The following is a 22,398-nucleotide window of genomic DNA, read 5'->3' as shown; positions in this document are numbered from 1 at the left end:
CAGCTGGCGACTGCTGCCGGGGCAGCCGCAAGCAGATCACGACGTTGTTCCTGTCCCGCTCGGGCTGCCGGCGGTTATGGGCCGGGCGTCAGGGGTTACAGCGTGTGGCCGGTCAGGTGCTGGTAGAGGGCGAAGCCGGCGTCGCGATCCTGGCAGCGCAGGATGGCGGCGCGGCCCGGGGTGGACGGGTCCGGCTGCAGATTCACGCCGGCTGCCTCGGCGGCTCGGAAGTCGGCGTCCCGCAGTTCGATCTCGCCGAATACCGAGATGACGAAGCCGCCGGGGATCGGCGGGGGCGGGGTGAACGGTTCGCCGTCTGCCAGCGCCACCCAGGCCGGGATGAAGGCCGGGCCGTAGAAGTCAAAGAAGCCGTTGGAGCCGCGCAGGTGGGCCTCGATCGGTCGCTCGCCAATCAGCTCGATGTTGCAGATGCCGCTGTATCCGGTCAGGTTGTGCCGCACCCAGTCGGCGATCCACGGCTCAACCTCGGGCACGGCGGCGCCGATCTCCCAGTAGATCGGACGTGCGGCGTCCTTCTCGTCCGAGCCGCGGGTGTGGGCGAACCAGCGCACCTCGCCGTTCTCCACCAGGCAGTCGGTGCTGGTGTGGGCGCCCTCCAGGCGCTGGCACCAGAAGCTGCCGGGCTCGGCCGGCACCTCGCCAGCGGGCAGGGCACGCGCATCCAGCCCCATGCCGGCGAGGTTGGTGATCGGCTTCACGAACACCGTGTCCGCCGTGTCCAGCCCCAGGTCCGTGGGCGCGACCCCGCAGGGCGCGGCGGTCAGGCCCGCATCCAGGGCCAGGCGCAGCTTGTCGTAGACATGCCGATGCGCGGGGTTCAAGCGCCAGGCGGCGGCATCCGACACCGCCACCTCGCGACGCGGCTGCGGCCGGAAGAGGTGCCGGCGCTCGGGCAGAACACCAACGAAGGGCACGGTCAGCCCGCCTCCGGCAGGCGTTGCTCGTGCCCGGCGTGCAGGCGTTCCACCTCGCACAGCAGCGACTTGAACGCGGGGAAGCCGCTGATCGGGTCGAGGTTGCGGTCGTCGGTCAGCTCGTTGACGTTGGCGTGGTTCCAGCCGTGCTGGCAGTGCGCCACACCGGGCTTGATGCGGTCGGTGACCTTCGCCACGAAGGCGACCCGCCCGCGCGGCGAGCGCACCTCCACGGTGTCGCCATCAGCGATGCCGCGCGCCGCGGCATCCTCTGGGTGCAGCTCCACCAGCGGCTCCGGCATTGCCCGGCGCATGCGCTCCAGGTACTGGTGCTGCGAATGGGTAGCGTGCTTGTGGCGCGCGCCGCTGGTCAGCACCAGCGGATAGTCGCGCGCCAGCTCCGGCGTGGAAACCGGGCTCTCGGCCGGCTCACGCCAGACCGGCAGCCCGTCGTGCCCGGCCTCGCGCAGCTCGGCGGCGTCGAACTCCACCTTGCCGCTGACCGTGCGGAAGCCGTGCAGGCGGTACTGGCGGTCGCCCTCCTCGAAGCCGTGCTCGACCATGTCGTCCAGCGCCTTGGCGAATACGGTGACCCCGTCCGGGTCGTTGTACACCTGCTCGCGGATGGTCTCGGGGATACCCTCGGCGGCCTCGGCCCAGCTGGCCTCCAGATCGCCGTTCCAGAACTGCTCCGCCATCCCCAGGCGCACGCCCAGCTCGAGGAACACCTCGGCGTCGGCGCGTGCCTCGCCACGCGGGGCCACCGCCTGATGCCGGTAGCGCAGCTCGCCGCGGAAGTTGCAGCCGGGATAGGCGATCAGCGCCGGGCGCTCGAGGCTGGTGGCGGCCGGCAGCACGATGTCCGCCATGCGCGTGGCCGGGTTGTGGAAGAAGTCCGACACGGCGAAGAAATCCAGCGCCCCCAGCGCCTGTTCCATGCGCTTCGAGTTCGGCCACATCGCGGTGTTGATGCCCATCGCCAGTAGCGCGCGCACCGGCTGCGGCTGGCCGTCGAGGATCGCGTCCGGCAGCAGCATGCTTTGCGCCGCCGGCCAGTGGGCCGTCCACACCGGGAAGCTCTCGTCGCCGATGCGCGGCGGCAGGTTTTCCTTGCAGTGGTCGAACAGGTCGATCGGCTTCGGCGTGACCTTGTCGTTGAAGAAGCGGTTGCCACCCTCGCGGTCGATGTTGCCGGTGACCGCCGCCAGCAGGGTCACCGCGCGGTGATTCTGGAAGCCGTTGGAATGCTGCACGGTGGCGGTGGGCGAGAGCATGATCTGCGCCGGGGCGCGGCTCGCGTAGAGCTCGGCGGCGCGCCTCAGATCGTCCTCCTCGATGCCGCAGATCGCCGCCACCCGCTGCGGCGGGAATCCGGCCACGTATTCGCGAAAGGCCTCCACCCCGTTGCCCCATTCGTCGAGGAAGGCCTGATCCTGCCAGCCGTTCTCGAAGATCAGGTGGTGCATGCCCAGCGCCAGCGCCCCGTCGGTGCCCGGACGGATCTGCAGATGCACCTCGGCCTGCTCCGCCAGCGGGGTCACGCGCGGGTCGACCACCACCGTGGCGCAGCCGGGGCGCGCCGCGGCCAGCGCATGCTGATGGAACGGCGGGATGGACCCGCGCGGGTTGGTGGACCACACCAGCAGGCAGCGCGTCGCATCCGAGGCCACGGTGGAGGAGGTCTTGATCCTGGTGCCGAAGGTCACCTCCTCCGCCACCTTGGTGGCCGAGAAGCAGCAGCCGCTCTCGGTCAGGTAGTTGGGCGAGCCGAAGGCATGCGCCAGGCGCTGCAGCTGCGGCCGCGCCTCCTTGGTATAGCCGGCGAAGAACGCGGCCGCCGGGGCGCCGTGCTCCTCGCGGGTCGCGCGCAGGCGCTCGGCGATGGTGTCCAGTCCCTCGTCCCAGGAGATGCGCTCGAACTCGCCGCTGCCGCGCGGTCCGGTGCGCCGCAGCGGGTACAGCAGACGTTCGGGATGGTTGCGGCGATCGAGCTGGACGTAGCAGCGCGGACAGTCGGGGCCGTCGATCTTCACCGGCTCGCCGTTCGTGTCGAGGTGCACGTCGATCGCGCAGTTCGCATCGCACTCGTAGCAGGTACTTTTTACGCTCGCCATCGCGTGACTTTCCTTGGTCTGCCGGCAGTCCCGTTCGCTGGACCGCGATTATGCCGGTAGTCCCCAGCCCTCTCGAGCAACGCCTGAAATCATGGGACTTCCGGTCTGCCGAGCGGGCGGTTCAGCGTGCCGCCGAAGGCCGGCATGGTTCAGTTTCCCGGGAATAGCCCGGAACAACTTTAGGCGGTCTGGCCGCGGGCGGAGCGCAGCGCGCGGCAGATCCAGCCTTCGGGGCTGTCCTCGCCGGTCAATAGATAGCGCAGGGCATGCTCGTCGCGCAGAGTGTGGGAGATTGCCAGCGCGCTGGCGAAGCGGCCGCAGAACAGCATGTGGTCGCCGGGCTGCAGGGGTGTATCGTCGTCCGGTGCGGGGATCTCCGGTGTGCCGCCTTCGCGCCGCAGCAGCAGGACGATGCAGGCATGGCGCTGGCGTTCCGGGTGATCGGCGCGCAGCAACTGGCCCAGGGTGACTGGTTCGTGCTTCAAGTGTTGCAGGAGTGCCGGGGCCGATGCCTCGTCCAGTTGTTCGGTCCAGATGGCTGGTACACGGTCACCCACCACCGCCGTGATGGCGCTGACCCGTTCGTTGGCCCACTCGGTGGACTGCTCGCGACTCAGTTCCAGGAAACGCGGTAACAGCGGCGAGGTCAGGTGCGCCAGAATGGCCTCGGCAATGACCCGGTCGTGGCGCATCACCATTGGCAGGTCCGCAGCTCCGAACAGCAGCGAATTACGCTCGTGGTTCTGCCGCCCCACCATGAAGAGGTCCGGGTTTAGTTCGCGCGCGGTCATCACGATGGACAGGTTGTAGTCGTCGCGCTCGGTGCCGGCCACGATGCCCGAGGCGCTCTCGATGCCGGCCTGTTGCAGGGTGTCCGCCTCGGTGCCACGCCCCTTGATGCAGTCCGGCGGGCAGTCCGCACCCTCGGGATCGGTGTCGATCAGAGTCACCTCCACGCCTTCCTGCGTGAGCCCGGCATGGACGGCCTTGCCGAAGCGGCCGAAGCCGCACAGGATCCAGCGACCGCAGGGCGGATCGATCGGCATCGGCAGCGGGCTCCCGGGGATGCTGCCCAGCCACTCGTGAAGCAGGTGGTGCGCGGGGGAGTGCAGCGCCAGGGTCAGCCGTTGGCCGAAGATGTCGAAGGGGTTGATGATCTGGTCGGTCCCGAACGAGGCCATGTTCTTCTCCGTGTCATGGCTCTCGGCACGGCAGATCACGGGCCGGTCCGGGTTCAGGAGTTTGGCGGCAATCGCGATACGCAGGTTCACCGAATCGTCGCTGGTGAGTGCCACCACTCCCTGGCAGTGGGGGTTGAGCAGCCCGGCTTCCAGCAGACGGTTGGCCACACTGGCATCCGCGCACAGGCCGGGGATCTGCAGCGGATAATCCTCCAGTACCAGCTCGTTGATACGGTCCGGATTCTGGTCGATGACCACCGTGAAGCCATTGCGCCCGAGCAGCGAACGCACCACCAGAGCGCCGGTGTCGCCATACCCGCAGATGATATGAAACGGTCGCTGCAGCTTGCGGATGGTGCGGTCGAACGCATGCTGACTGACCGCCAGACGGAAGGCCGGGTCCTGAATCAGCGCGAGGATCTTGCCGATCGCGTAGAGCCAGGCCACCACCGACAGGTAGACGGCGAACACCGTCCACATCCGCTGCGCCTCGGAAAAGGCGTGGGGGATCTCGCCGAAGCCGATGGTCGTGGCCATGTAGGTGACGAAGTAGAACGCATGAAAGAAATCCATGCGCCAGGGCTCGCCCTGGTCGTCTACGCCGGGTATCAGCACCAGGCCGAGAACCGATATCGCATAGGCCGCCGTCAGCGCGAGCAGGGGCGCCCGCATGCGTCGGAGGAACAGGAACAGCACCTTGTTGATCGTGGGGGCCACGGCTTCGTTTCTAGCGGCGCAGGGCCACCGTATCCGCGATGAGCAGCAGCACCGAGATCAGGTTCGCCACCATGGCCCCGCCCGCCAGTGAAACGATGCTGGCCATGAACATCGCATCCATGCCTCCGGCATGCACGTGACTGGCGTAGCCCCAAACTACCGCGGCCGCGAACAGCTGCAGCACCGCCACCAGCGAACTGGCCAGCAGCAGTGCACCGGTTTGCGTCCGGTCGCCCAGTTTCAGGGCGGTGGCCACGACGTTCACCACGATGGCCGCGAACAACTCGTATACGTTGTGATGCGCCGGATTGTCGATCTCGCCGAGAAAGAACCCGAAGTTCAGGGTGAACGCCAGGATGATGAAAAAGCCGAAGATCACCTTCTCCAGGTTCATGCCAAGCTCCTTTTCGTTCGAGGGCGCGGCGCCCGACCGGTCGCTGGGGACCTGTCATTGGCAAGTCGCAGCCTGCAGCATGGCCCAACAAAACCCGGATGGCGAGGGTGGGACGTGAATCGTCGGCGGTTGCAATCGCCAGGGCCGCGTGGCCGTGATTACTGGAGCATGCGGGCCTTGTGTACGATGCAGGCATGCCCAAGGGTCGATACCACGGGGAGACGATGAAAGGGTATTCGCAAGGAGCGCAGGGGCTGGAAGAGTTGATCGTGCAGCTGGAGGCATTCGTCGAGGAGCGCGGTCGGGTGCAGTTCAATTCGCCGAAGAACCTGTCGATGGCACTGGTGGGTGAAGTCGGCGAACTGATTGAACCCTTCCAGTGGCTTACCCAGGAGCAGTCGCGGCACCTGTCCGCCGAGACCCATGAGGCCGTGCGCCAGGAGATCGCCGATGTGCAGATCTACCTCCTGCTGCTGGCCCGCAAGCTCGATATCGACCTGCTGCAGGCGGCCTGCGACAGGCTGCAAAGCAGTTCCCGCCTATACCCCGATTGGTAGTGCTAATCCCTCCAGCCGGGGTGACGATCTGTCCCGGATCGCGGCTGGCTTTGGCGGGAGCTTCGCCTGCAAGCAGGCTCCTGCAAAAGGGGGCCTGCCTTATTGTCTTTCACGGGATGGGGCCACGGCGTTTCGCGGGTGTGGGTGGCGGTATCCTCGGGGTGGGTACAGGCATCCGGGCAGGAGGTGATCGCGATGGGCTGGAACCAGTGGTGGCCGTTCGGGCGAGAGCCGGAGATCTGTCCCGAGGATCTGGCGCGGGCGCTGGAGAAGGCCGAGGTCCAGGTGCTGGATGTGCGCACCGCGGTCGAACATCGCCGCAGCCGCATCCCCGGTGCGCGGCATCTTCCCATCACGCGCTTCTCCGACGAGGCGCTGTCCGGACTGGCGCTGGATCGTGATCGCCCTGTGGTGGCGATCTGTCTCAGTGCACACCGCAGCATCCCCGCCGTACGCCGGCTGCGCGCCCACGGCTACGAGGCCCTTCAGCTTCGTGGCGGGATGCTGGCCTGGTGGCGGGCGGGCCTGCCGTGCGCGCGCGGCAGCAGTGGTGCCAGCGGCTGAAGGCGCGAGGATGCCCCCGTACGGGTCCGGGTTGGCGGTGCGGCGCAAGCAGCTGGGGGCTCGGCCGCTGCATGCGGGCCTGGCAGGAGGACTGGCATCCGACAATCGGGGTGCCCTGGCGGCGGCGCCTTTCCGGTTACCCGTTGCCTGTCACGTCCAATCGTCGCCGAACGCGGGTGACGGTTCCCGACTCACTCGGTGTCGTGATTCTGCTTGCCGCCGGGGGTGACGGCACGCCCCGGCGCGCCCACGGCCTTGCCGGTTGCCTGCACGGTGCCGGTGGTGGCGCTGACGGCGGCGTTTATGGTGGCACCCGCCACCGTCACCGCGGTGCAACCGGTCGCCAGTGGCAGGATCAGTGCGAGCAGCAGGAGGGGGCGAGTACGAGCAAGCATCGGGAGGGGACCTTCTTGGTATACGGGCACGAAGGTGCGCGTCACGCAGCCGCCAGGCCAGGGCGCGGAATTCCGGGGCTGCCCCCCATATCGGGGCGAACCCGGCGGGACCCCGGCCCCGTCCGTCGTGGCCGAGCGAAGAAAGAACCCCGTGCGGTCGTGATGGTCAGAAGCTCACGCCCCTGTGGAGATCCGCCATGTCCCGTTTTGCGCGCCTGTTTGCTTCCCTGTTGCTGGTGTTGCCGGTGGCCGTCGCGAGCGCCGCCGAACCGGACCGGGAGGCCCTGTTCCAGCACGAGCTGGGGCGGCTGCATTCCTCGGAGGTCGTGAACCTGCAGGAGCGTTTCCAGGGGCAGCCGCTGCTGATCATCAACACGGCCAGCCATTGCGGTTACACCGACCAGTTCGGCGGTCTGGAACAGTTGCACCGGGACTACCGGGACCGGGGGCTGAAGGTGGTCGGATTCCCTTCCCATGACTTCAATCAGGAGGCCGACGACGAGGCCGAGACCGCCCGGGTGTGCTTCGAGAACTTTGGCGTCACCTTCGACATGTTCAGGCCGATTGGCGTGCGCGGCGCGGATGCCCATCCGATCTTCCGCGAGCTGGCGCGCCAGGCCGACGCCCCGCGCTGGAACTTCTACAAGTACGTGGTGGACCGGGAGGGTCGGGTGGTCGCGCATTTCCCCAGCCAGGCGGGCCCCGGCTCCGCCGATCTACGCCGCGCGATCGAGAGCATCCTGTAACCGCACGCGCTGTGCACTCGCCCGTGGAGCGATAGTGACGGGCTATCCCGATCATGGTGAATCTCAACTGGCACCAATGACTCGGGCGGCCTACCATCAGGGATACACAAACAGCACGCCGTTCTCCGGCTGCAGCCGGGAAGAGACGGAGAAGGCGTGCGGTCCCTCACGGAAGCCGGCCATCACGAAAGGATAGTGGCTTCCCGAACACGAACACGCTCTACGCAGCGAACAAGGAGAAGGATATGGGTGAGCATCAGAACATGGGCAAATGCCCGGTCATGCACGGCGGCGAGACGGCCGCTGGTCACTCGGTGATGGACTGGTGGCCGGAATCGCTGAATCTGGACATCCTGCATCAGCATGACCGCAAGACGAACCCGATGGGCGAGGACTTCGACTACCGGGAAGAGGTGAAGAAGCTCGACTTCGAGGCCCTGAAAAAGGACATGCACGCGCTGCTGACCGAGAGCCAGGCGTGGTGGCCGGCCGACTGGGGACACTACGGCGGGCTGATGATCCGCATGTCCTGGCACGCGGCGGGTACCTACCGGATCGCCGATGGCCGGGGTGGCGGCGGCACCGGCAACCAGCGCTTCGCGCCGATCAACAGCTGGCCGGACAACGCCAGCCTGGACAAGGCGCGCCGCCTGCTGTGGCCGCTCAAGAAGAAGTACGGCAACAAGATCAGCTGGGCCGACCTGATCATCCTGGCCGGTAATGTGGCCTACGAGAACATGGGCCTGAAGACCTTCGGCTTTTCCTTCGGCCGCGAGGATATCTGGCACCCCGAGAAGGACACCTACTGGGGCGCGGAGAAGGAGTGGCTGGCGCCTTCCGACGAGCGCTACGGCGACGTCGAAAAGCCCGACACCATGGAGAACCCGCTGGCGGCCGTCCAGATGGGTCTGATCTATGTGAACCCGGAAGGCGTCAACGGCAAGCCCGATCCGCTCAAGACCGGCGAACAGGTACGCGAGACCTTCGCCCGCATGGCGATGAACGACGAGGAGACCGCGGCGCTGACCGCCGGCGGTCACACCGTGGGCAAGTGCCACGGCAACGGCGATGCCGGCGCGCTGGGGCCGGAACCCGAAGGCGCCGATGTCGAGGAGCAGGGCTTCGGCTGGAAGAACCCCAATATGCAGGGCAAGGCCACCAACGCCATCACCTCCGGTATCGAAGGCGCCTGGACCAAGAACCCGACCCAGTTCGACATGGGCTATTTCGAGGCCCTGCTCGACCACGAGTGGGAGCTCAAGAAGAGCCCCGCCGGCGCCTGGCAGTGGGAACCGGTGGACATGAAGGACGAGGACAAGCCGGTCGACGCCACGGACCCCTCCATCCGCCATAACCCGATCATGACTGACGCGGACATGGCGATGAAGATGGACCCTGTCTACCGCAAGTATATGGACGCCTTCCGCAAGGACGCCGAGTACTTCAAGGACTGCTTCGCCCGCGCCTGGTTCAAGCTGATCCACCGCGATATGGGCCCGAAGACCCGTTACATCGGGCCGGACGCCCCGCAGGAGGATCTGATCTGGCAGGATCCGGTGCCGGCCGGCAACACGGACTATTCCGTGGAGGCCACCAAGCAGAAGATTGCCGAGAGCGGTCTCGGCATTGCCGAGATGGTCGCGACCGCCTGGGACAGCGCCCGTACCTTCCGTGGCTCCGACATGCGCGGTGGCGCCAACGGCGCCCGCATCCGCCTGGCGCCGCAGAAGGACTGGGAAGGCAACGAGCCCGAGCGCCTGGCCCGCGTGCTCAAGGTCTACGAGCAGCTCTCCGCCGAGACCGGCGCCAGCGTGGCCGACCTGATCGTGCTGGGCGGCAGCGTGGGCATCGAGCAGGCGGCCCGGGCGGCCGGTCACGATGTCCTGGTGCCGTTCATCCCGGGCCGGGGTGACGCCAGCGCCGAGATGACCGACGCCGACTCCTTCGAACCGCTGGAGCCGCTGGCCGATGGCTTCCGCAACTGGCTGAAGAAGGACTACGTGGTCAAGCCGGAAGAGATGCTGCTCGACCGCGCCCAGCTGATGGGCCTGACCGCGCCGGAGATGACCGTGCTGATTGGCGGTATGCGCGTGCTGGGTACCAACCATGGTGGTAGCAAGCATGGCGTGTTCACCGACCGTGAGGGCCAGTTGACGAACGACTTCTTCGTCAACCTGACCGACATGGCCTACGCCTGGCAGCCCGCGGGCAACGGCGTGTACGAGGTGCGCGATCGCCAGGGCGATCAGGTGAAGTGGACCGCCAGCCGCATCGACCTGGTGTTCGGCTCCAACTCCATCCTGCGCAGCTACGCCGAGGTCTACGCCCAGGACGACAACCAGGAGAAGTTCGTGAAGGACTTCATCACGGCCTGGACCAAGGTGATGAACGCCGACCGCTTCGACCTGGAGTAGTTCCAGCAGTAAGCACGGCCCGAGCCGGGCGGTTCGCCCGGTTCAGATCCATAGGCGCCCGGGGTTTTCCCCGGGCGCTTTTTTTGTTGCGCAGGGTGGAACCTCTCGGCGTAGGCCCTGACGCCCGCCGGATCCGGCGCCCGGGCTGTCCCGGGAGATCGCCACGTCGCTGCGCTCCTCGCGATCACGGTGCTTCACTGGCCGTCATCGCGAGCTCCCGCGGGGGCTGCGGCCATCCGCAGGTCGTCCCGGGCTCCGGCCGGCATGATCGAGGGTTTGCTGCGGAAGGCGGCCTGCAGAAGAAACTCCGGTCAGCGGCCCACTCTGGCGGACGCGTGATCTCGTGCTCCAGAACGGCGGTGTAGCGTCCTGACCGGGTCGTTCCAGCCCATGTGTCGTTTTGCGTCATTGCGGGTGGATGGCGTGTCCGCGCCTGCGCGAGAAGTGGATCACGGCGTTTGGCAGAAACGAGACCTTCGTTGCCGGATGTCGTTCTGGCATTCCGCTTGCTGTTCCTTCAGTGCAGTCAATTGAACGCCAGTACGGCCCTGATCGATTGACTGCGATTCGATTCAATCCTGAAGGAGAAACGCATGATGTCGACTTTCCAGAAAACTGCGATCGCGATGGTCCTGGGTTCCATGTTTGCGCTGGGCGGCCTCGGTGCCGCGCAGGCCCAGACGGGTGGAGATGCCGGCGCGGGCGCCGATACCGGAGCCCCTGAAGCCGGTGCTGGCGCTGAAGGCGGTGCGGGTGCGCCCGAAGGTGGCGCGGGCGCCGGCGGCGGTGCGCCGCAAGGCGGAGCCGGCGCGGGTGGTGGCGGCAGCATGGGCGGAGGTGCCGAGGCGGGCGCCGGCCCCATGGATGATGACGACGACGAAGACGAAGATGACGACGAAGGGGCCCCTGACTGGTAAGCCCCACTCCCTCGCCAAGCCGGGCACCCCGCCCGGCTGGCTTCTTTCACGTTCGAACACCCGGCTTGAAACCCGTTCTGGTCGGAGTCCGCAAGCGATCGGGTCTGGCTCACCGCAGGGCCCGCATTCCGAAGGTCTGTGCCCACCCCGGCTTTGCTGAAATCAAGAGAACCGTGGAGGCTCCTGCCAGGGAGATGCTTTCCGCGATCTGAAATGGATCGTTGGCCCGGCCTGTGGATTACAGGTCCGAGTATTTGCGGGCGTTGCCGCGGGCCTTGTGCACCGGGTATTTGCGGATGTTGATCTCCAGCTTGTCGCGGGCCGCTTGCAGCAGGTCGATATCGAGCTTGCGGGCCAGCAGCAGGAGGTAGATCTGGACGTCCGCGATCTCCTGGCGTACCGCCTCGTGGGTCTCGGGGGACAGGTGTCGCGACTGTTCCTGGGTCAGCCACTGGAAGTGTTCGATCAGTTCGCCGACCTCGCCCGCCAGCGCCATCGACAGATTCTTGGGCGAGTGGAACTGGGCCCAGTCACGTTCCGCGACGAAGGCCTCCACCCGGGCGGTCAGTTCGTCCAGTTCCGGTGTGCCGCTCGATGGGACGTCCATGGATCCTCCGTTCGGTCGGTGCCGCTGCGTTGCCGGCATCGTAACGGAGTCGGCGGCTGGACGTAATCGCGGCTGCGCGGTGCTCGGGGCGACGCGTGGAGGCTGTGGATCGAGGGTGGCGCGGACATGCTTGCCGGGGCAGGCACGGGCGAGGGCTTCGTCTGCCAGCAGACCCCTGCGGGGCTTCCGGCGGAACGAACAAAGATCCCGTCCTGTCCTTCCGACCTTCGTGTCTTCCTGTGAATCGCTTTTGGCAGTTCGCGCGTCGGGGTTTCGGTCTGGAGATCGCCACGGCCGCTTTGCGGCCTCGCGTTGACGGGAAGGGGGGAGCGGCGCCGCGATGTTGGGGGCGGGGACGTTATAGCCAGCCGCGGCGTCGGAAGAGGTAGAGCATGCCGAGGACGACGGCGAGCATAAAGCCGAGCAGTACGGGGTAGCCGTAGTAGGTGTAGAGCTCGGGCATGGACCAGGGGCTGTCCGGGTGGTCGAAGTTCATGCCGTAGATGCCGACCAGGAAGGTCAGCGGGATGAAGATGGTGGCGATGATGGTGAGTACGCGCATCACGTCGTTGGAGCGCTGGTTGATCGCGGACATATAGGCCTCGATCAGGGTGGCGGCCATCTCGCGGTAGGACTCCAGTAGATCCATGATCTGGATGGTGTGGTCGTGGGCATCGCGCAGGTACGGGAAGAGCTCCGGGGTGAAAGGCTCCATGTCGTCGCGCATCAGACGGGCGATTACGTCGCGCGTAGGCCAGAGCTGGCGGCGCAGCACGAGGAGTTCGCGGCGCAGGATATGGATCTCGTTGAGGGTTTGGCGGTCGGGTTGTTCGAGGACGGTTTCCTCCAGCGTTTCCAGGCGTTCGCTGATGTGCTCCAGTACCGGGAAGGCCTGGTCGATGACGGTGTCCATCAGGGCATAGGCGAGGTAGGCGGCCCCCAGGCGATTGAAGTTGCGGTTGGCGCCGCGCATGCGTTCGCGGACCGGGCCGAAGGGGTCATGCTCGCCGCTGTGAATACTGATGACCAGGTGGGTATTCACCACGAACACATTGACCTGGTCGAGTTCGATGTTGCCGTTGTGATGGCGCGGCTGGCGCAGGATGGCGACCAACTGCTCCTCGAAGAAGTCCACCTTGGGGCGCTGTCCCTGGTGGCGCACATCTTCCAGCGCCAGCGGGTGCAGGTCGAAGGCCTCGCCCAGATCGTGCAGCTGACGCGGACTGGGCGCGCCCTGCAGGTGCAGCCAGACCAGGCCACCCTCGTGCGGTTGTGCGCCCTCGCGCAGGGTGCGCTGCGGGTCGAGTTCGACGAGCTGTTCGCGGTGGTAGTGCCAGGCGGAGACGACCGCGTCGCCCGTGTGCGGGTGTTCGGTGGCGTGGACCCCGTGGCCGGGGGCGGCGCCGGGCTTGAGGTAGGTCTTTTCGAACAGGCGGGTCATCGCGGATTCCGGGCGGATTGTTGTCCCCAGTATAGGGGGCTGGAATGGGGTGCGCGCGGGGGGCGAGTCTGGCAGTCTGGTCGGCGACTGAACGGCCCGGAGCGGGCCGGGTCCCACGGGGGAGAAGCGCAAGTGTGTACCTTAATCAGTGTTTCCCTGGCGGCGTTTCCAAGGAGTGCGGTATGGAATTGAAGACCATGTTGGTGCCAGTGGATGGTTCTGCCAATGCGTGGCGCGCGGTGGAGGTGGCCGCGGACCTGGCGGCCAAGTATCACGCCCGAGTGGTGCTGGTCAGCGTGCTGCTGCAGGGCGAGGTGCCGCCGCATATCCGAAAACTCTCCGATCTTCCGGACCCGGATGATCCGCCCCTGGCGATGGGCGGCGCGGCGGTCGGCTCCGCGGTGCCGCCAAAGGTGCTGCGGGATATCGCCAGGAAGCTGGTGGAGCAGGCGCACGAATACTTCACCGAACTGGGCGTGACCGACATCGAGCACCATATCGAGGATGGCTCTCCGGCGAAGGTGATCCTGCAGCAGGCCGAGTACCACGACGTGGACATGGTGGTGATGGGTTCGCGCGGGCTGGGTGGCCTGCAGGGGCTGCTGTCCGGCAGCGTGTCGCACAAGGTGCAGCAGCTTGCCCGCTGCATCGTGGTGACGGTGAACTGAGCCCGGCTTTGTTGCGATGTCGCGGTTATCGGTCGATCTGCACGAGTGCTTTCGCAATGGCCGCCGGATCGACGCCGAGCTCAACGGTGCGATCGAGCAGGCCTGCGATAAGCGCATCAAGACGGTAGAGATTATCCACGGCAAGGGCAGCGGGCAGTTGAAGAAGCGCGTGCTGCGTTTCCTGCAGCAGCCGGAGATCAAGGCCCGCTACCACCGTGTGGAGAAGGACTCGAAGAACCACGGCCGGCTGTTCGTGCATTTCAAGCACTGAGCAGGCCGTTCCCTCTTTTCCGCTGTAGGAGGCCAGCCCTCTGGCCGATGGGTTGTGCCGGCGCTGGATCGGCCAGAGGGCTGGCCTCCTACAGGGGGTAGGGGCTTACGGCTTTTTGTCGCCCAGCTTGCGCTCGGCGAGTGCGTAGCCGAGGTCGATCATCTCGGCGGCGCGGTGGAAGTCGAACACGCCGCAGGCGTTGACCGGGACCTCGATCAGGTGCTCCGGGTTGTAGGCGGCGATACGAAAGCGCGCGATGGTGCCCTGCATGGCCTCGATGGAGTGGGAGACGATGTCGATCAGCCCCAGTGCGCGGGCCTCCTGTTCGCGGCTCAGACTGGGGTCGGTCTCGCCCAGGCCCAGCTTGTCCTGCCAGTCCTGCAGCCAGGTGCCGACCCGGTCGGGCAGGGCCTCGGCCAGGCGGTGATTCAGCAGGCCCCGGCTATCTGGTGCGCCCACGTGCGAGTCGGAAGTCCCGGTGCGTTCGGGGCGGATCAGTTCTTCGCCGACGCGGCCATTCAGGCTGACCGCCAGGGTGATGTCGGTGTCGTCGTTCAGGGTCGGGGCGATCGGGACCGGGTTCAGCAGGCCACCATCCACCAGCAGCCGCCCCTTGTGGCGCACCGGGGTGAACACGGTGGGGATGGCAATGGACGCCCGGATGGCGTCGAACAGGGAACCGGTATTCAGCCAGACCTCGCGTTCGCGCTCGATGTCGGTGGCCACGGCGGTAAACGAGATCGGCAGCTGTTCGATGTCGGTGTCGCCGAGCATGTCGCGCAGCTTTTCGATCAGGCGCTCGCCGCGAATCAGCCCGGCGCCGCGAAAGGAGAAATCCAGCAGCCGCCAGACATCCTGGCGGCGCAAGGTCTTCATCCAGTCCTCGTAGGCGTCCAGCTGGCCGGCCGCGTAGATGCCGCCGACGACCGCGCCCATGGAAGCGCCCGCGATGGAGCGGATCTGGTAGTCCGAGTGTTCCTCCAGCCAGCGGATCACGCCGATCTGCGCCAAGCCGCGGGCGCCGCCGCTGCCAAGGACCAGGGAGATGGACTGGGGCTTTCGCGTCATGGTGGCCGCCCTGCCTGTCTGGGGTGTTGGGGGGAACGCGCCGATCGCTTCGCGGAGCTGCTGTTACCGGTTTTCCTTGAGGATATGTTGGGGGTGTGACGGGATTTTTCCAGCGTAGAGGCCTGGTTCCAACGAATGGGTCTCACGGCAGGGGGTTCGCCTGCAAGCAGGCTCCTATAGGGGGTGGTGTGCGGCGATGGGGGCTATTCGGGGGCGCGGTTCGGGTCCAGGAGGTGATCGTGCAGGGCCTGGGCGGCTTCGCCGGCAGGTTCTTCCACCCGCAGCTGCCAGACGTGGGCCGGGTGATCCGGTGACCATTCGCTGAAGACTACCAGCCCGGTGTACGGGCCGCGCCCGCGGATGGTGCCCAGCGTCAGGCGGCCTTCGGTATCGCCGAACAGGTGCACCTCGAACTCGGGGGCGGGCGGCGGCAGCCTCCAGTGTCCATCGCGGCCGGTCTCGCGGAAGGCTTCGTCGGAGGGTTCGGCATCGTCGCCGAAGTGGCGGCGCAGCAGCGGTACCGACAGCCGGTGCGGGAGGCCCAGTACGGTCTCGATGCCGCTGCGGCCGTGGTCCACCGCCTGGGCGGCGGACTCCAGCGGGTCGCGTGGGGCCAGCCATTTCTGCAGAAGTTTGCGCATGCCGGGATGATCCGCATGCCGGCGCCGGTCTGCAAGCGGAGATGGTCGCGTGACGGCTTGGAGGGGTGCGGCTGTAGGCGTTACCGTGCGGGCAGGTTACTCAAAAGGAGCCAGTCATGGGTTTTGCACTGTCCGAGATGCAGCTGTCGAGTTCCGCGTTCGGCCCCGGCCAGCCGATCCCCAAACGCCATAGCGGGGAGGGCGAGGACACCTCGCCGGCGCTGCAGTGGCACGGCGTGCCGCAGGGTACCCAGTCGCTGGCGGTGATCTGCCACGACCCGGATGCGCCGCTGATCCAGCCGGGCACTTATGGCTTTGTGCACTGGGTGCTGTATAACCTGCCGCCGGATCTGGATGGCCTGTCCGAGGCAACCGATCTGGGCGCGACGGGCCAGACGGATTTTGGTCGCACCGGCTATGGCGGGCCGATGCCGCCCGAGGGCCACGGCAAGCATCACTACTTCTTCTGGCTGCTGGCGTTGGATGCCGACCTGCAGCTACCGCCGGGGTTGACCCTGTGGCAGTTCCTGGAACACGCCGAGCCCCACGTGATCGGCATGAATCGCCTGGTGGGTACCTATCAGCGGGGCTGAGGCCTTGTAGGAATGTCTTGTGGGAGCCGGCTCGCCGGCGAAGCCCCTGCCAGAGTCGGACGCGGGCAGGGGCATTCGCGTGCAAGCACGCTCCCACAGGGGCCCTATCCTGCTTGTGACGGTTCGGTCTTGACCGGGTGGGGCGGCGGGCGCACGATATGTACCACTTTATGTACGTTTCGGGTAACTGGCGATGACGACGCTGACCGCTACCGAGGCCCGCAAGGGTCTGTTTGACCTGATCAAGGGCGTGAACGAACAGCACGCGATCTACCACATCCGGCATCGCAACGGCGATGCGGTGCTGATGTCGGAAGACGAGTACGCCAGCCTGATCGAGACCCTGGAACTGCTCTCGGAACCCGGCTTTCGGCAGGAATTCGAGCAGGGCCGCCGCGAGGCGGATGAGGGCGATACGCTGGGATTCGAGGAGGTGTTCGGGGAGAAGCAGTGACCTGGACTATTCGGTTCACCCGTCAAGCCGAGAAGGACTTGCGGCGTCTGACGCCGAAGCTGCGTGACAAGGTGAAGCAGATCCTGCGCAACCGGGTGGCGGTCGACCCGTACTGTGGCAAGGCGCTGGTTGGTGATCTGCGCGGATACTACTCCCTGAGGATCAGCTACAAGGACAGTCTGCTGTACACGATTCGGGACGAGCAGTTATTGGTGATCGTGATCCGGGCGCGTACGCATTACGGCGAATAGCCTTGTAGGAATTTCTTGTGGGAGCCGGCTCGGCGGCGAAGCCCTGCCAGAGTCGGGCGCGGGCAAGGGCATTCGCGTGCAAGCACGCTCCCACGGGGGCAGGGGAGCTGAAGTCGTCCACAAAAAAGCCCGGGCCGAGCGAACTCGGACCGGGCCTTTTGCGTTCCCGGGCGGGTGCCCGGGGCGGCGTGAGGTCGCTTAGTAGCGGTAGCCGAAGGCCTTTTCGAACTTGTCGGCGAACTCGTCGGCGGTGAAGTGGTGGTTCTGGGTGCCGGAGTGGGCGATCTTGATCGAGCCGATCAGCGAGGCGATGCGGCCGGTGGTCTCCCAGTCGTAGCCCTTTTCCAGGCCGAACAGGATGCCGGCGCGGTAGGAGTCGCCACAGCCGGTCGGGTCCTTGATTGCGGCCGGCTCGACCGACGGGATGGTGATCTTCTTGCCGCCGGTGTAGATGTCGGAGCCGTCGCCGCCACGGGTGACGATCATCGCGTCCACCATCTCCGCCAGCTGCTCCATGCTCATGCCGGTGCGATCGGCGGTCAGCTGCGCCTCGTAGTCATTGAACGCGGCATAGGTGGCGTTCTCCATGAAGCGCTTCAGGTCGTCGCCGTCGAACATCGGCAGACCCTGGCCCGGGTCAAACATGAACGGGATGCCGGCGTCGGCGAACTGCTGGGCGTGCTCGATCATGCCGTCACGGCCGTCCGGGGAGACGATACCGACCTTGATGCCGTCGGCGTCGGTGACCTTCTGCTGGTGCGAGAAGCCCATCGCGCCCGGGTGGAAGGCGGTGATCTGGTTGTCGTCCTGGTCGGTGGTGATGAAGGCCTGACCGGTGTAGGTGTCCCGCAGCTCCTTCACGAACTTGCGCGAGATACCGTGCTTGTCCATCCAGTCGGCGTAGGGGGCGAAGTCGCCACCCACGGTGGCCATCACGGTCGGGTCCGCGCCCAGCAGCTTCATGTTATAGGCGATGTTGCCGGCGCAGCCGCCGAACTCGCGACGCATGTCCGGGACCAGGAAGGACACGTTCAGCATGTGCACCTTGTCCGGGAGGATGTGGTTCTTGAAGCGGTCGGGGAACACCATGATGGTGTCGTAGGCCATGGACCCACAGATCAGAGCGGACATGTTGACTCCTTGCGTTGTTGAAACGGGTTGGCGTGGCGTCCGAAAAAGACGGCACAGCGGCCTGGCGGCGCGCGATTTCGGGGTTCGCTGCGCGCCCGCAACAGGCCGGACGGTGCGCATAGGGTAAATATTTGGGCGCAAAACAACAAATCGGGGGGGATGGAAGCAGGGGTCGCGCTGGCTTTGTGCTCGATTTCAGCGATTGCCACGTCGCCTTCGGTTCCTCGCAATGACGTTGCTTTTGCCCCCGTCATTGCGAGGAGCGCAGCGACGAAGCAATCTCCAAAAGCTGGCAGGGCGTCCACGATTCGCCTTCGGGGGCAGCGTCAGGAGATTCCTCGCTTTGTTCTCCCTGCGGGCCGACCTGCGGCCGTTCAACGCGCTGCGCGCTTTTGTGCCACGGCCCCTGAAGGGGGCCTCGCAATGACGGGACGGTAAACAACGTCATCGCGAGGAGCCGAAGGCGACGTGGCGATCTCCGGACGTAACCCCGACGTTGGCCCGGCCGGGGCGGCGGCACAGCTTCTGGCGACGTGATGCGGGGGCTTTGTGGCAGCATGGAGCTATTCCCGCGACTGAGGGCAAGGCCGATGAATCCGCGCGTATTGATCCCGATCCTGATCATCCTGCTGTTGCTGCTGAGTCTGTGGTCCATGAGCCTGGACGGGGACGGCGGCATCCTGCCCGGTGCGCCGGATACCGGGGCGGCACCGTCCGGCGAGCGGCCGGTCCTGCTGGCGGGCCCGCTCACTCCGATGGCATGAGCCCAGCCGTGGCTCGAGCCCCGGACGCCGGTGCGGCCACGCGGGAGGTGATCTTTCGCGCGGCGGGGGTGACCAAGGTCTACCGCATGGGCGAGGTGACCATTCACGCCCTGCGCGGGGTGGACCTGGAGCTGTATACCGGCGAGCTGGTGGTGATGCTGGGGGCCTCGGGCTCCGGCAAGTCGACGCTGCTGAACATCATGGGCGGGCTGGATACCGCGACCGAGGGCGAGGTGCGCTACCGCGACCAGGATCTGGCGCAGGCCTCCGAGCGCACGCTGACGGCCTTTCGCCGTGACCATGTCGGCTTCGTGTTCCAGTTCTACAACCTGATCGCCAGCCTGACCGCGCGCGAGAACGTGGCGATCGTCACCGAGATCTCGCGCGACCCCATGCCGCCGGAGGAGGCGTTGGCGCTGGTCGGGCTGGAGGACCGCATGGACCACTTCCCCTCGCAGCTCTCCGGCGGCGAGCAGCAGCGGGTGGCCATTGCCCGCGCGATCGCCAAGCAGCCGGCCGTGCTGCTGTGCGACGAGCCGACCGGTGCGCTGGACTCGAAGACCGGCATCCGCGTGCTGGAGGCCTTGCAGCACATCAACGAGCGCTTGGACACGACGGTGGCGATCATCACCCACAACGCGGTGATCGGCGAGATGGCGGACCGGGTGATCCACCTGAGCGATGGGCGCGTGAGCGAGATCCACGAAAATGCCACGCGCCAGTCCCCGGCCGAGCTCCACTGGTAGCGACCGCGGCCGACCATGCGCGCCCTGAACCGCAAGATCCTGCGTGATCTCGGTCACCTGAAGGGACAGGCGGCGGCGATCGCGCTGGTGATCGCCAGCGGCGTGATGACGCTGGTGATCGCCGTGACCAGCCTCGATGCTCTCACGATCACCAAGGACCGCTTCTACTCGGAATACCAGTTCGCCGACGTGTTCGCGGAGATCAAGCGCGCGCCGGAGAGCGCGGTGGAACGCTTTCGGGATACGCCGGGGATCAACCAGATCGAGACCCGGGTGCGGGCCCCGGTGCGCCTGGAGGTCGCCGATTTTGACGATCCCATCCGGGGCACCGTGCTCTCCATACCCGACGGAGGCGAGCCACTGCTGAACCGGCTCTACCTGCGCGAGGGGCGGCTGCCGGAGGCCGGTCGCGAGCGCGAGGCGGTCGTCAGCGAGGCCTTCGCGGAGGCCCACGAGCTGCGGGCCGGCGACTCCCTGCGCGCGATTATCGACGGGCGCCTGACCGATCTGCAGATCAGCGGCATCGCGCTGTCGCCGGAGTTTGTCTATCAGATCAGCCCCACCGACCTGCTGCCGGACTACGAGCGCTACGGCATCCTGTGGATGAACCGCCGCGCGCTGGCCGCCGCCTACGGGATGGAGGGGGCGTTCAACTCGGTGGCCGTGAGCCTGGAGGCAGGCGCGGATCCGGCCCCCGTGATCGAGGCAATGGACCGGGAACTGGCGCGCTACGGCGGCATGGGGGCCTATGGCCGCGACGACCAGTTCTCGCATCGCTTTCTGTCCGAGGAGCTGACCCAGCTGCGGGCGCAGGCGGCGATCCTGCCGACCATCTTCCTGGCTGTCGCGGCCTTCCTGCTGAATGTTGTCGTCGGCCGCATCATCCGCTCCCAGCGCGAGCCGATCGCCGTGCTCAAGGCCTTCGGCTATGGCAATGGCGTCATCGCCGGGCACTATGCCCTGCTGACCGGCGGCATCGTGCTGGTGGGCTGCGCGCTGGGGCTCGCGTTCGGGGCCTGGGCGGCACAGGGACTGGCCGGCATCTACGCGGAGTACTTCCGCTTCCCGGAGATGAGCTTTCGCCTGCAGGGCTGGGTGATGGTGCTGGCCGTGGGCGTGGCCATGGGCGCGGCCATGCTCGGCACCTTCCGCGCGGTCTGGCAGGCGGTGCGCATGCAACCGGCCGAGGCCATGCGCCCGCCGGCCCCGGAGCGTTTTCACCGCGGCTGGCTGGAGCGCTCGGCGGCCTGGGGCGCGTTCGACCAGCCGACCCGGATCATCCTGCGCAACCTCGCGCGCCACCGGCTCAAGTCCGTGCTGTCGGTGATCGGCATCGGCCTGTCCGGCGGTCTGCTGCTGATGGGCGCCTACCAGCTGAACGCGGTGACCCAGATGCTGGACACCCAGTACGGCCAGGTGCTGCAGATGGATATCGACCTGCAGTTCACCGACCCGGTGCCGGCGCGCGCGGCCGGCGAGCTGCGTCACGAGCCGGGCGTACTGGCGGTGGAGACCTTCCGCGCGGTACCGGTGCGGCTGATCGGAGTGAACCGCGAGGAGCGCGTGCGCCTGCTGGGCCTGGATGCCGAGCCGCGCCTGCGTCAGTTGCCGATGGGCGGCGGGCGCGGCCGACTACCGGACGAGGGCATCCTGCTGACGGATTATCTGGCCGAACAGCTCGGGCTGCGCGTGGGTGACCCGGTGGAGGTGGAGATCCTCGAGGGCCGCCGCCGCACGGTCGCGGTGCCGCTGGCCGGTGTGGTGGAGGAGCCGATCGGTGTCGGCGCCTATATGTATCGCCCGGCGCTGAACCGCCTGATCGGCGAGGGCCCTGCGGTCTCCGGCGCCTGGTTGCTGACCGACCGCGCACAGGAGGAGGCGCTGTTCCGCAGCCTGTCCGACCGCCCCCGGGTCGCCAGCGTCGGCCTGATCGCGGAGGCCGAGCGCAACATCCGCGAGTACATCGGCGAGACGATTATCGTGTTCGCAATGGTATTCGTCGCCCTGGCCGTGTCCATCGCCTTTGCCGTGACCTACAACAACGCCCGCATCACCTATGCCGAGCGCGCCCGCGACCTCGCCACGCTGGAGGTGCTGGGCTACTCGCGCGGCCAGGTCAGCTGGATCCTGCTCGGCGAGATCGCGGTGCTGACCCTCGCCGCGATCCCGGTCGCCTGGCTGACCGGCACGGGCTTCGCCTGGCTGCTGAACCAGGCTTTTGCGATGGATCTGTTCCGCGTGCCGCTGGTGATCACGCCGCAGGCCTACGGTTTCGCCGCCCTCGGCATCCTGGTCGCGGCCAGTCTGACCGCCTTCCTTGCGTGGCGGCGCCTGCAGCAGCTCGACCGCGTACAGGCCCTGAAGGCGGCGGAGTAGCGGTCGCTATTGCCCGCCTCTTTGTGGCTGGCCCTGGTTCGGCATCCGGTGTTTACGTGGCTTCGGTCCACATACTGCCCGGCGCTGACTCGCCAGCGCGCCCCGAGGCACTTTCTTGCTTGCCCAAGAAAGTGCCCAAAGAAGGGCACCCGGATTTCGCCCGGGATGAACCGTACCGACTTTTCCGGAGGCTCTGATCCTTGGGAGGATAGAGCGATGAGTGAGACGACACGGTATAGCCCGGAGGTCCGGGAACGGGCGGTGCGACTGGTGTGGGAACATCAGGAGGAGTATTCGTCGCAGCATGCGGCGATCCAGTCGATTGCACCGAAGATTGGCTGCACGGGCGAGACGCTGCGGCTGTGGGTCCGCCGCGCGGAGCGCGAGCGGGACGATGCCTCGGCGTTGTCGGATAACGAACGGGCACGCCTGAAGGCGCTGGAGCGGGAGAAC

At 66.8% G+C, this 22,398-nt stretch carries 24 protein-coding genes; 14 read left to right on the top strand and 10 right to left on the bottom strand.

The features are described 5' to 3' along the window. Nucleotides 1–95: 95 nt before the first annotated feature. The 4 genes from F627_RS0110560 to F627_RS0110545 form a co-directional block, all read right to left on the bottom strand. Nucleotides 96–935 carry a hypothetical protein gene (locus tag F627_RS0110560; RefSeq protein WP_019584016.1) on the bottom strand — a complete coding sequence of 280 codons (840 nt, stop codon included), beginning with the start codon at nt 933–935 and terminating at the stop codon, nt 96–98. Between the two features lie 2 nt (nt 936–937). Then, the gene (locus F627_RS0110555; RefSeq protein ID WP_019584015.1) at nt 938–3,049 is read right to left on the bottom strand and encodes a molybdopterin-dependent oxidoreductase; all 2,112 of its coding nucleotides are present in this window, start codon (nt 3,047–3,049) and stop codon (nt 938–940) included. A 179-nt stretch (nt 3,050–3,228) separates the two neighbouring features. After that, nucleotides 3,229–4,947, bottom strand: coding sequence for a TrkA family potassium uptake protein (locus F627_RS0110550; RefSeq protein WP_018876430.1), 1,719 nt, complete (start codon nt 4,945–4,947; stop codon nt 3,229–3,231). A 10-nt stretch (nt 4,948–4,957) separates the two neighbouring features. Beyond that, nucleotides 4,958–5,341 (bottom strand): DUF6394 family protein, encoded by a 384-nt coding sequence (locus tag F627_RS0110545; RefSeq protein ID WP_018876429.1) that lies wholly within the window; start codon nt 5,339–5,341, stop codon nt 4,958–4,960. Between the two features lie 224 nt (nt 5,342–5,565). Between F627_RS0110545 and F627_RS0110540 the strand changes: the two genes are divergently transcribed. Then, nucleotides 5,566–5,898, top strand: coding sequence for a nucleotide pyrophosphohydrolase (locus tag F627_RS0110540; RefSeq protein ID WP_026332085.1), 333 nt, complete (start codon nt 5,566–5,568; stop codon nt 5,896–5,898). A 195-nt stretch (nt 5,899–6,093) separates the two neighbouring features. Then, complete coding sequence (locus F627_RS0110535) at nt 6,094–6,462, top strand: rhodanese-like domain-containing protein (RefSeq protein ID WP_019584013.1); 369 nt, start codon at nt 6,094–6,096, stop codon at nt 6,460–6,462. A 191-nt stretch (nt 6,463–6,653) separates the two neighbouring features. On the opposite strand, the gene F627_RS0110530 is transcribed toward F627_RS0110535, so the two are convergent. Beyond that, nucleotides 6,654–6,857 (bottom strand): hypothetical protein, encoded by a 204-nt coding sequence (locus tag F627_RS0110530; protein WP_026332084.1) that lies wholly within the window; start codon nt 6,855–6,857, stop codon nt 6,654–6,656. A gap of 197 nt (nt 6,858–7,054) precedes the next feature. Here F627_RS0110530 and F627_RS0110525 point away from each other — a divergent pair, with 197 nt between their 5' ends. From F627_RS0110525 to F627_RS17345, 3 genes are all read left to right on the top strand, one after another. Further along, a complete protein-coding gene (locus tag F627_RS0110525; protein ID WP_019584011.1) occupies nt 7,055–7,603 on the top strand; it encodes a glutathione peroxidase in 549 nt (182 codons plus the stop codon). A 245-nt stretch (nt 7,604–7,848) separates the two neighbouring features. Further along, entirely contained in the window at nt 7,849–10,017 is a 2,169-nt protein-coding gene (gene katG, locus F627_RS0110515; RefSeq protein WP_019584010.1) for a catalase/peroxidase HPI, read from the top strand. A 593-nt stretch (nt 10,018–10,610) separates the two neighbouring features. Further along, nucleotides 10,611–10,934: a hypothetical protein gene (locus tag F627_RS17345; RefSeq protein WP_018867940.1), complete on the top strand. Its 324-nt coding sequence runs from the start codon at nt 10,611–10,613 to the stop codon at nt 10,932–10,934. 238 nt (nt 10,935–11,172) lie between these two features. Here F627_RS17345 and F627_RS0110505 read toward each other — a convergent pair whose 3' ends face one another. Both F627_RS0110505 and corA read right to left on the bottom strand, forming a co-directional pair. Then, a complete protein-coding gene (locus tag F627_RS0110505; protein WP_018867941.1) occupies nt 11,173–11,541 on the bottom strand; it encodes a nucleotide pyrophosphohydrolase in 369 nt (122 codons plus the stop codon). Nucleotides 11,542–11,899: 358 nt separating this feature from the next. Further along, complete coding sequence (gene corA / locus F627_RS0110500; RefSeq protein ID WP_019584009.1) at nt 11,900–12,982, bottom strand: magnesium/cobalt transporter CorA; 1,083 nt, start codon at nt 12,980–12,982, stop codon at nt 11,900–11,902. A 182-nt stretch (nt 12,983–13,164) separates the two neighbouring features. Between corA and F627_RS0110495 the strand changes: the two genes are divergently transcribed. Next, nucleotides 13,165–13,650: a universal stress protein gene (locus F627_RS0110495; RefSeq protein ID WP_018867943.1), complete on the top strand. Its 486-nt coding sequence runs from the start codon at nt 13,165–13,167 to the stop codon at nt 13,648–13,650. Nucleotides 13,651–13,666: 16 nt separating this feature from the next. After that, on the top strand, nt 13,667–13,921 hold the full coding sequence (locus F627_RS0110490; protein ID WP_018867944.1) for a Smr/MutS family protein: 255 nt from the start codon (nt 13,667–13,669) through the stop codon (nt 13,919–13,921). A gap of 105 nt (nt 13,922–14,026) precedes the next feature. Here the strand turns inward: F627_RS0110490 and F627_RS0110485 are convergent, their stop codons facing one another. Both F627_RS0110485 and F627_RS0110480 read right to left on the bottom strand, forming a co-directional pair. After that, nucleotides 14,027–14,989: a patatin-like phospholipase family protein gene (locus F627_RS0110485; protein WP_019584008.1), complete on the bottom strand. Its 963-nt coding sequence runs from the start codon at nt 14,987–14,989 to the stop codon at nt 14,027–14,029. Nucleotides 14,990–15,192: 203 nt separating this feature from the next. Further along, nucleotides 15,193–15,630, bottom strand: coding sequence for a hypothetical protein (locus tag F627_RS0110480; RefSeq protein ID WP_018881272.1), 438 nt, complete (start codon nt 15,628–15,630; stop codon nt 15,193–15,195). A gap of 116 nt (nt 15,631–15,746) precedes the next feature. Between F627_RS0110480 and F627_RS0110475 the strand changes: the two genes are divergently transcribed. From F627_RS0110475 to F627_RS0110465, 3 genes are all read left to right on the top strand, one after another. Beyond that, nucleotides 15,747–16,223: a YbhB/YbcL family Raf kinase inhibitor-like protein gene (locus F627_RS0110475; protein WP_018878052.1), complete on the top strand. Its 477-nt coding sequence runs from the start codon at nt 15,747–15,749 to the stop codon at nt 16,221–16,223. 193 nt (nt 16,224–16,416) lie between these two features. Next, entirely contained in the window at nt 16,417–16,677 is a 261-nt protein-coding gene (locus F627_RS0110470; protein WP_018146344.1) for a type II toxin-antitoxin system Phd/YefM family antitoxin, read from the top strand. Continuing rightward, nucleotides 16,674–16,928, top strand: a complete 255-nt coding sequence (locus tag F627_RS0110465) for a type II toxin-antitoxin system mRNA interferase toxin, RelE/StbE family (RefSeq protein ID WP_019584007.1) — start codon at nt 16,674–16,676, stop codon at nt 16,926–16,928. The genes F627_RS0110470 and F627_RS0110465 overlap by 4 nt, the downstream gene beginning before the upstream one ends. A gap of 198 nt (nt 16,929–17,126) precedes the next feature. Here the strand turns inward: F627_RS0110465 and F627_RS0110460 are convergent, their stop codons facing one another. Continuing rightward, complete coding sequence (locus F627_RS0110460) at nt 17,127–18,059, bottom strand: carbohydrate kinase family protein (protein ID WP_018878051.1); 933 nt, start codon at nt 18,057–18,059, stop codon at nt 17,127–17,129. A 590-nt stretch (nt 18,060–18,649) separates the two neighbouring features. On the opposite strand from F627_RS0110460, the gene F627_RS17140 reads away from it, so the two are divergent. The 4 genes from F627_RS17140 to F627_RS0110440 all read left to right on the top strand — a co-directional run. Beyond that, nucleotides 18,650–18,823 (top strand): hypothetical protein, encoded by a 174-nt coding sequence (locus tag F627_RS17140; protein ID WP_018876420.1) that lies wholly within the window; start codon nt 18,650–18,652, stop codon nt 18,821–18,823. Continuing rightward, complete coding sequence (locus tag F627_RS0110450; RefSeq protein WP_051074665.1) at nt 18,820–19,569, top strand: ABC transporter ATP-binding protein; 750 nt, start codon at nt 18,820–18,822, stop codon at nt 19,567–19,569. Before F627_RS17140 ends, F627_RS0110450 begins: the two co-directional genes overlap by 4 nt. 15 nt (nt 19,570–19,584) lie before the next feature. Then, nucleotides 19,585–21,945, top strand: coding sequence for an ABC transporter permease (locus F627_RS0110445; RefSeq protein ID WP_019584006.1), 2,361 nt, complete (start codon nt 19,585–19,587; stop codon nt 21,943–21,945). Between the two features lie 216 nt (nt 21,946–22,161). Further along, a partial coding sequence (locus F627_RS0110440; protein WP_026332083.1) for a transposase occupies nt 22,162–22,398 on the top strand: 237 nt, incomplete at its 3' end.

Origin of the sequence: Thioalkalivibrio sp. ALE16 (assembly GCF_000381305.1) — a bacterium.
Taxonomy (GTDB): domain Bacteria; phylum Pseudomonadota; class Gammaproteobacteria; order Ectothiorhodospirales; family Ectothiorhodospiraceae; genus Thioalkalivibrio.
This window is presented reverse-complemented; position numbering and strand designations above follow the sequence as displayed.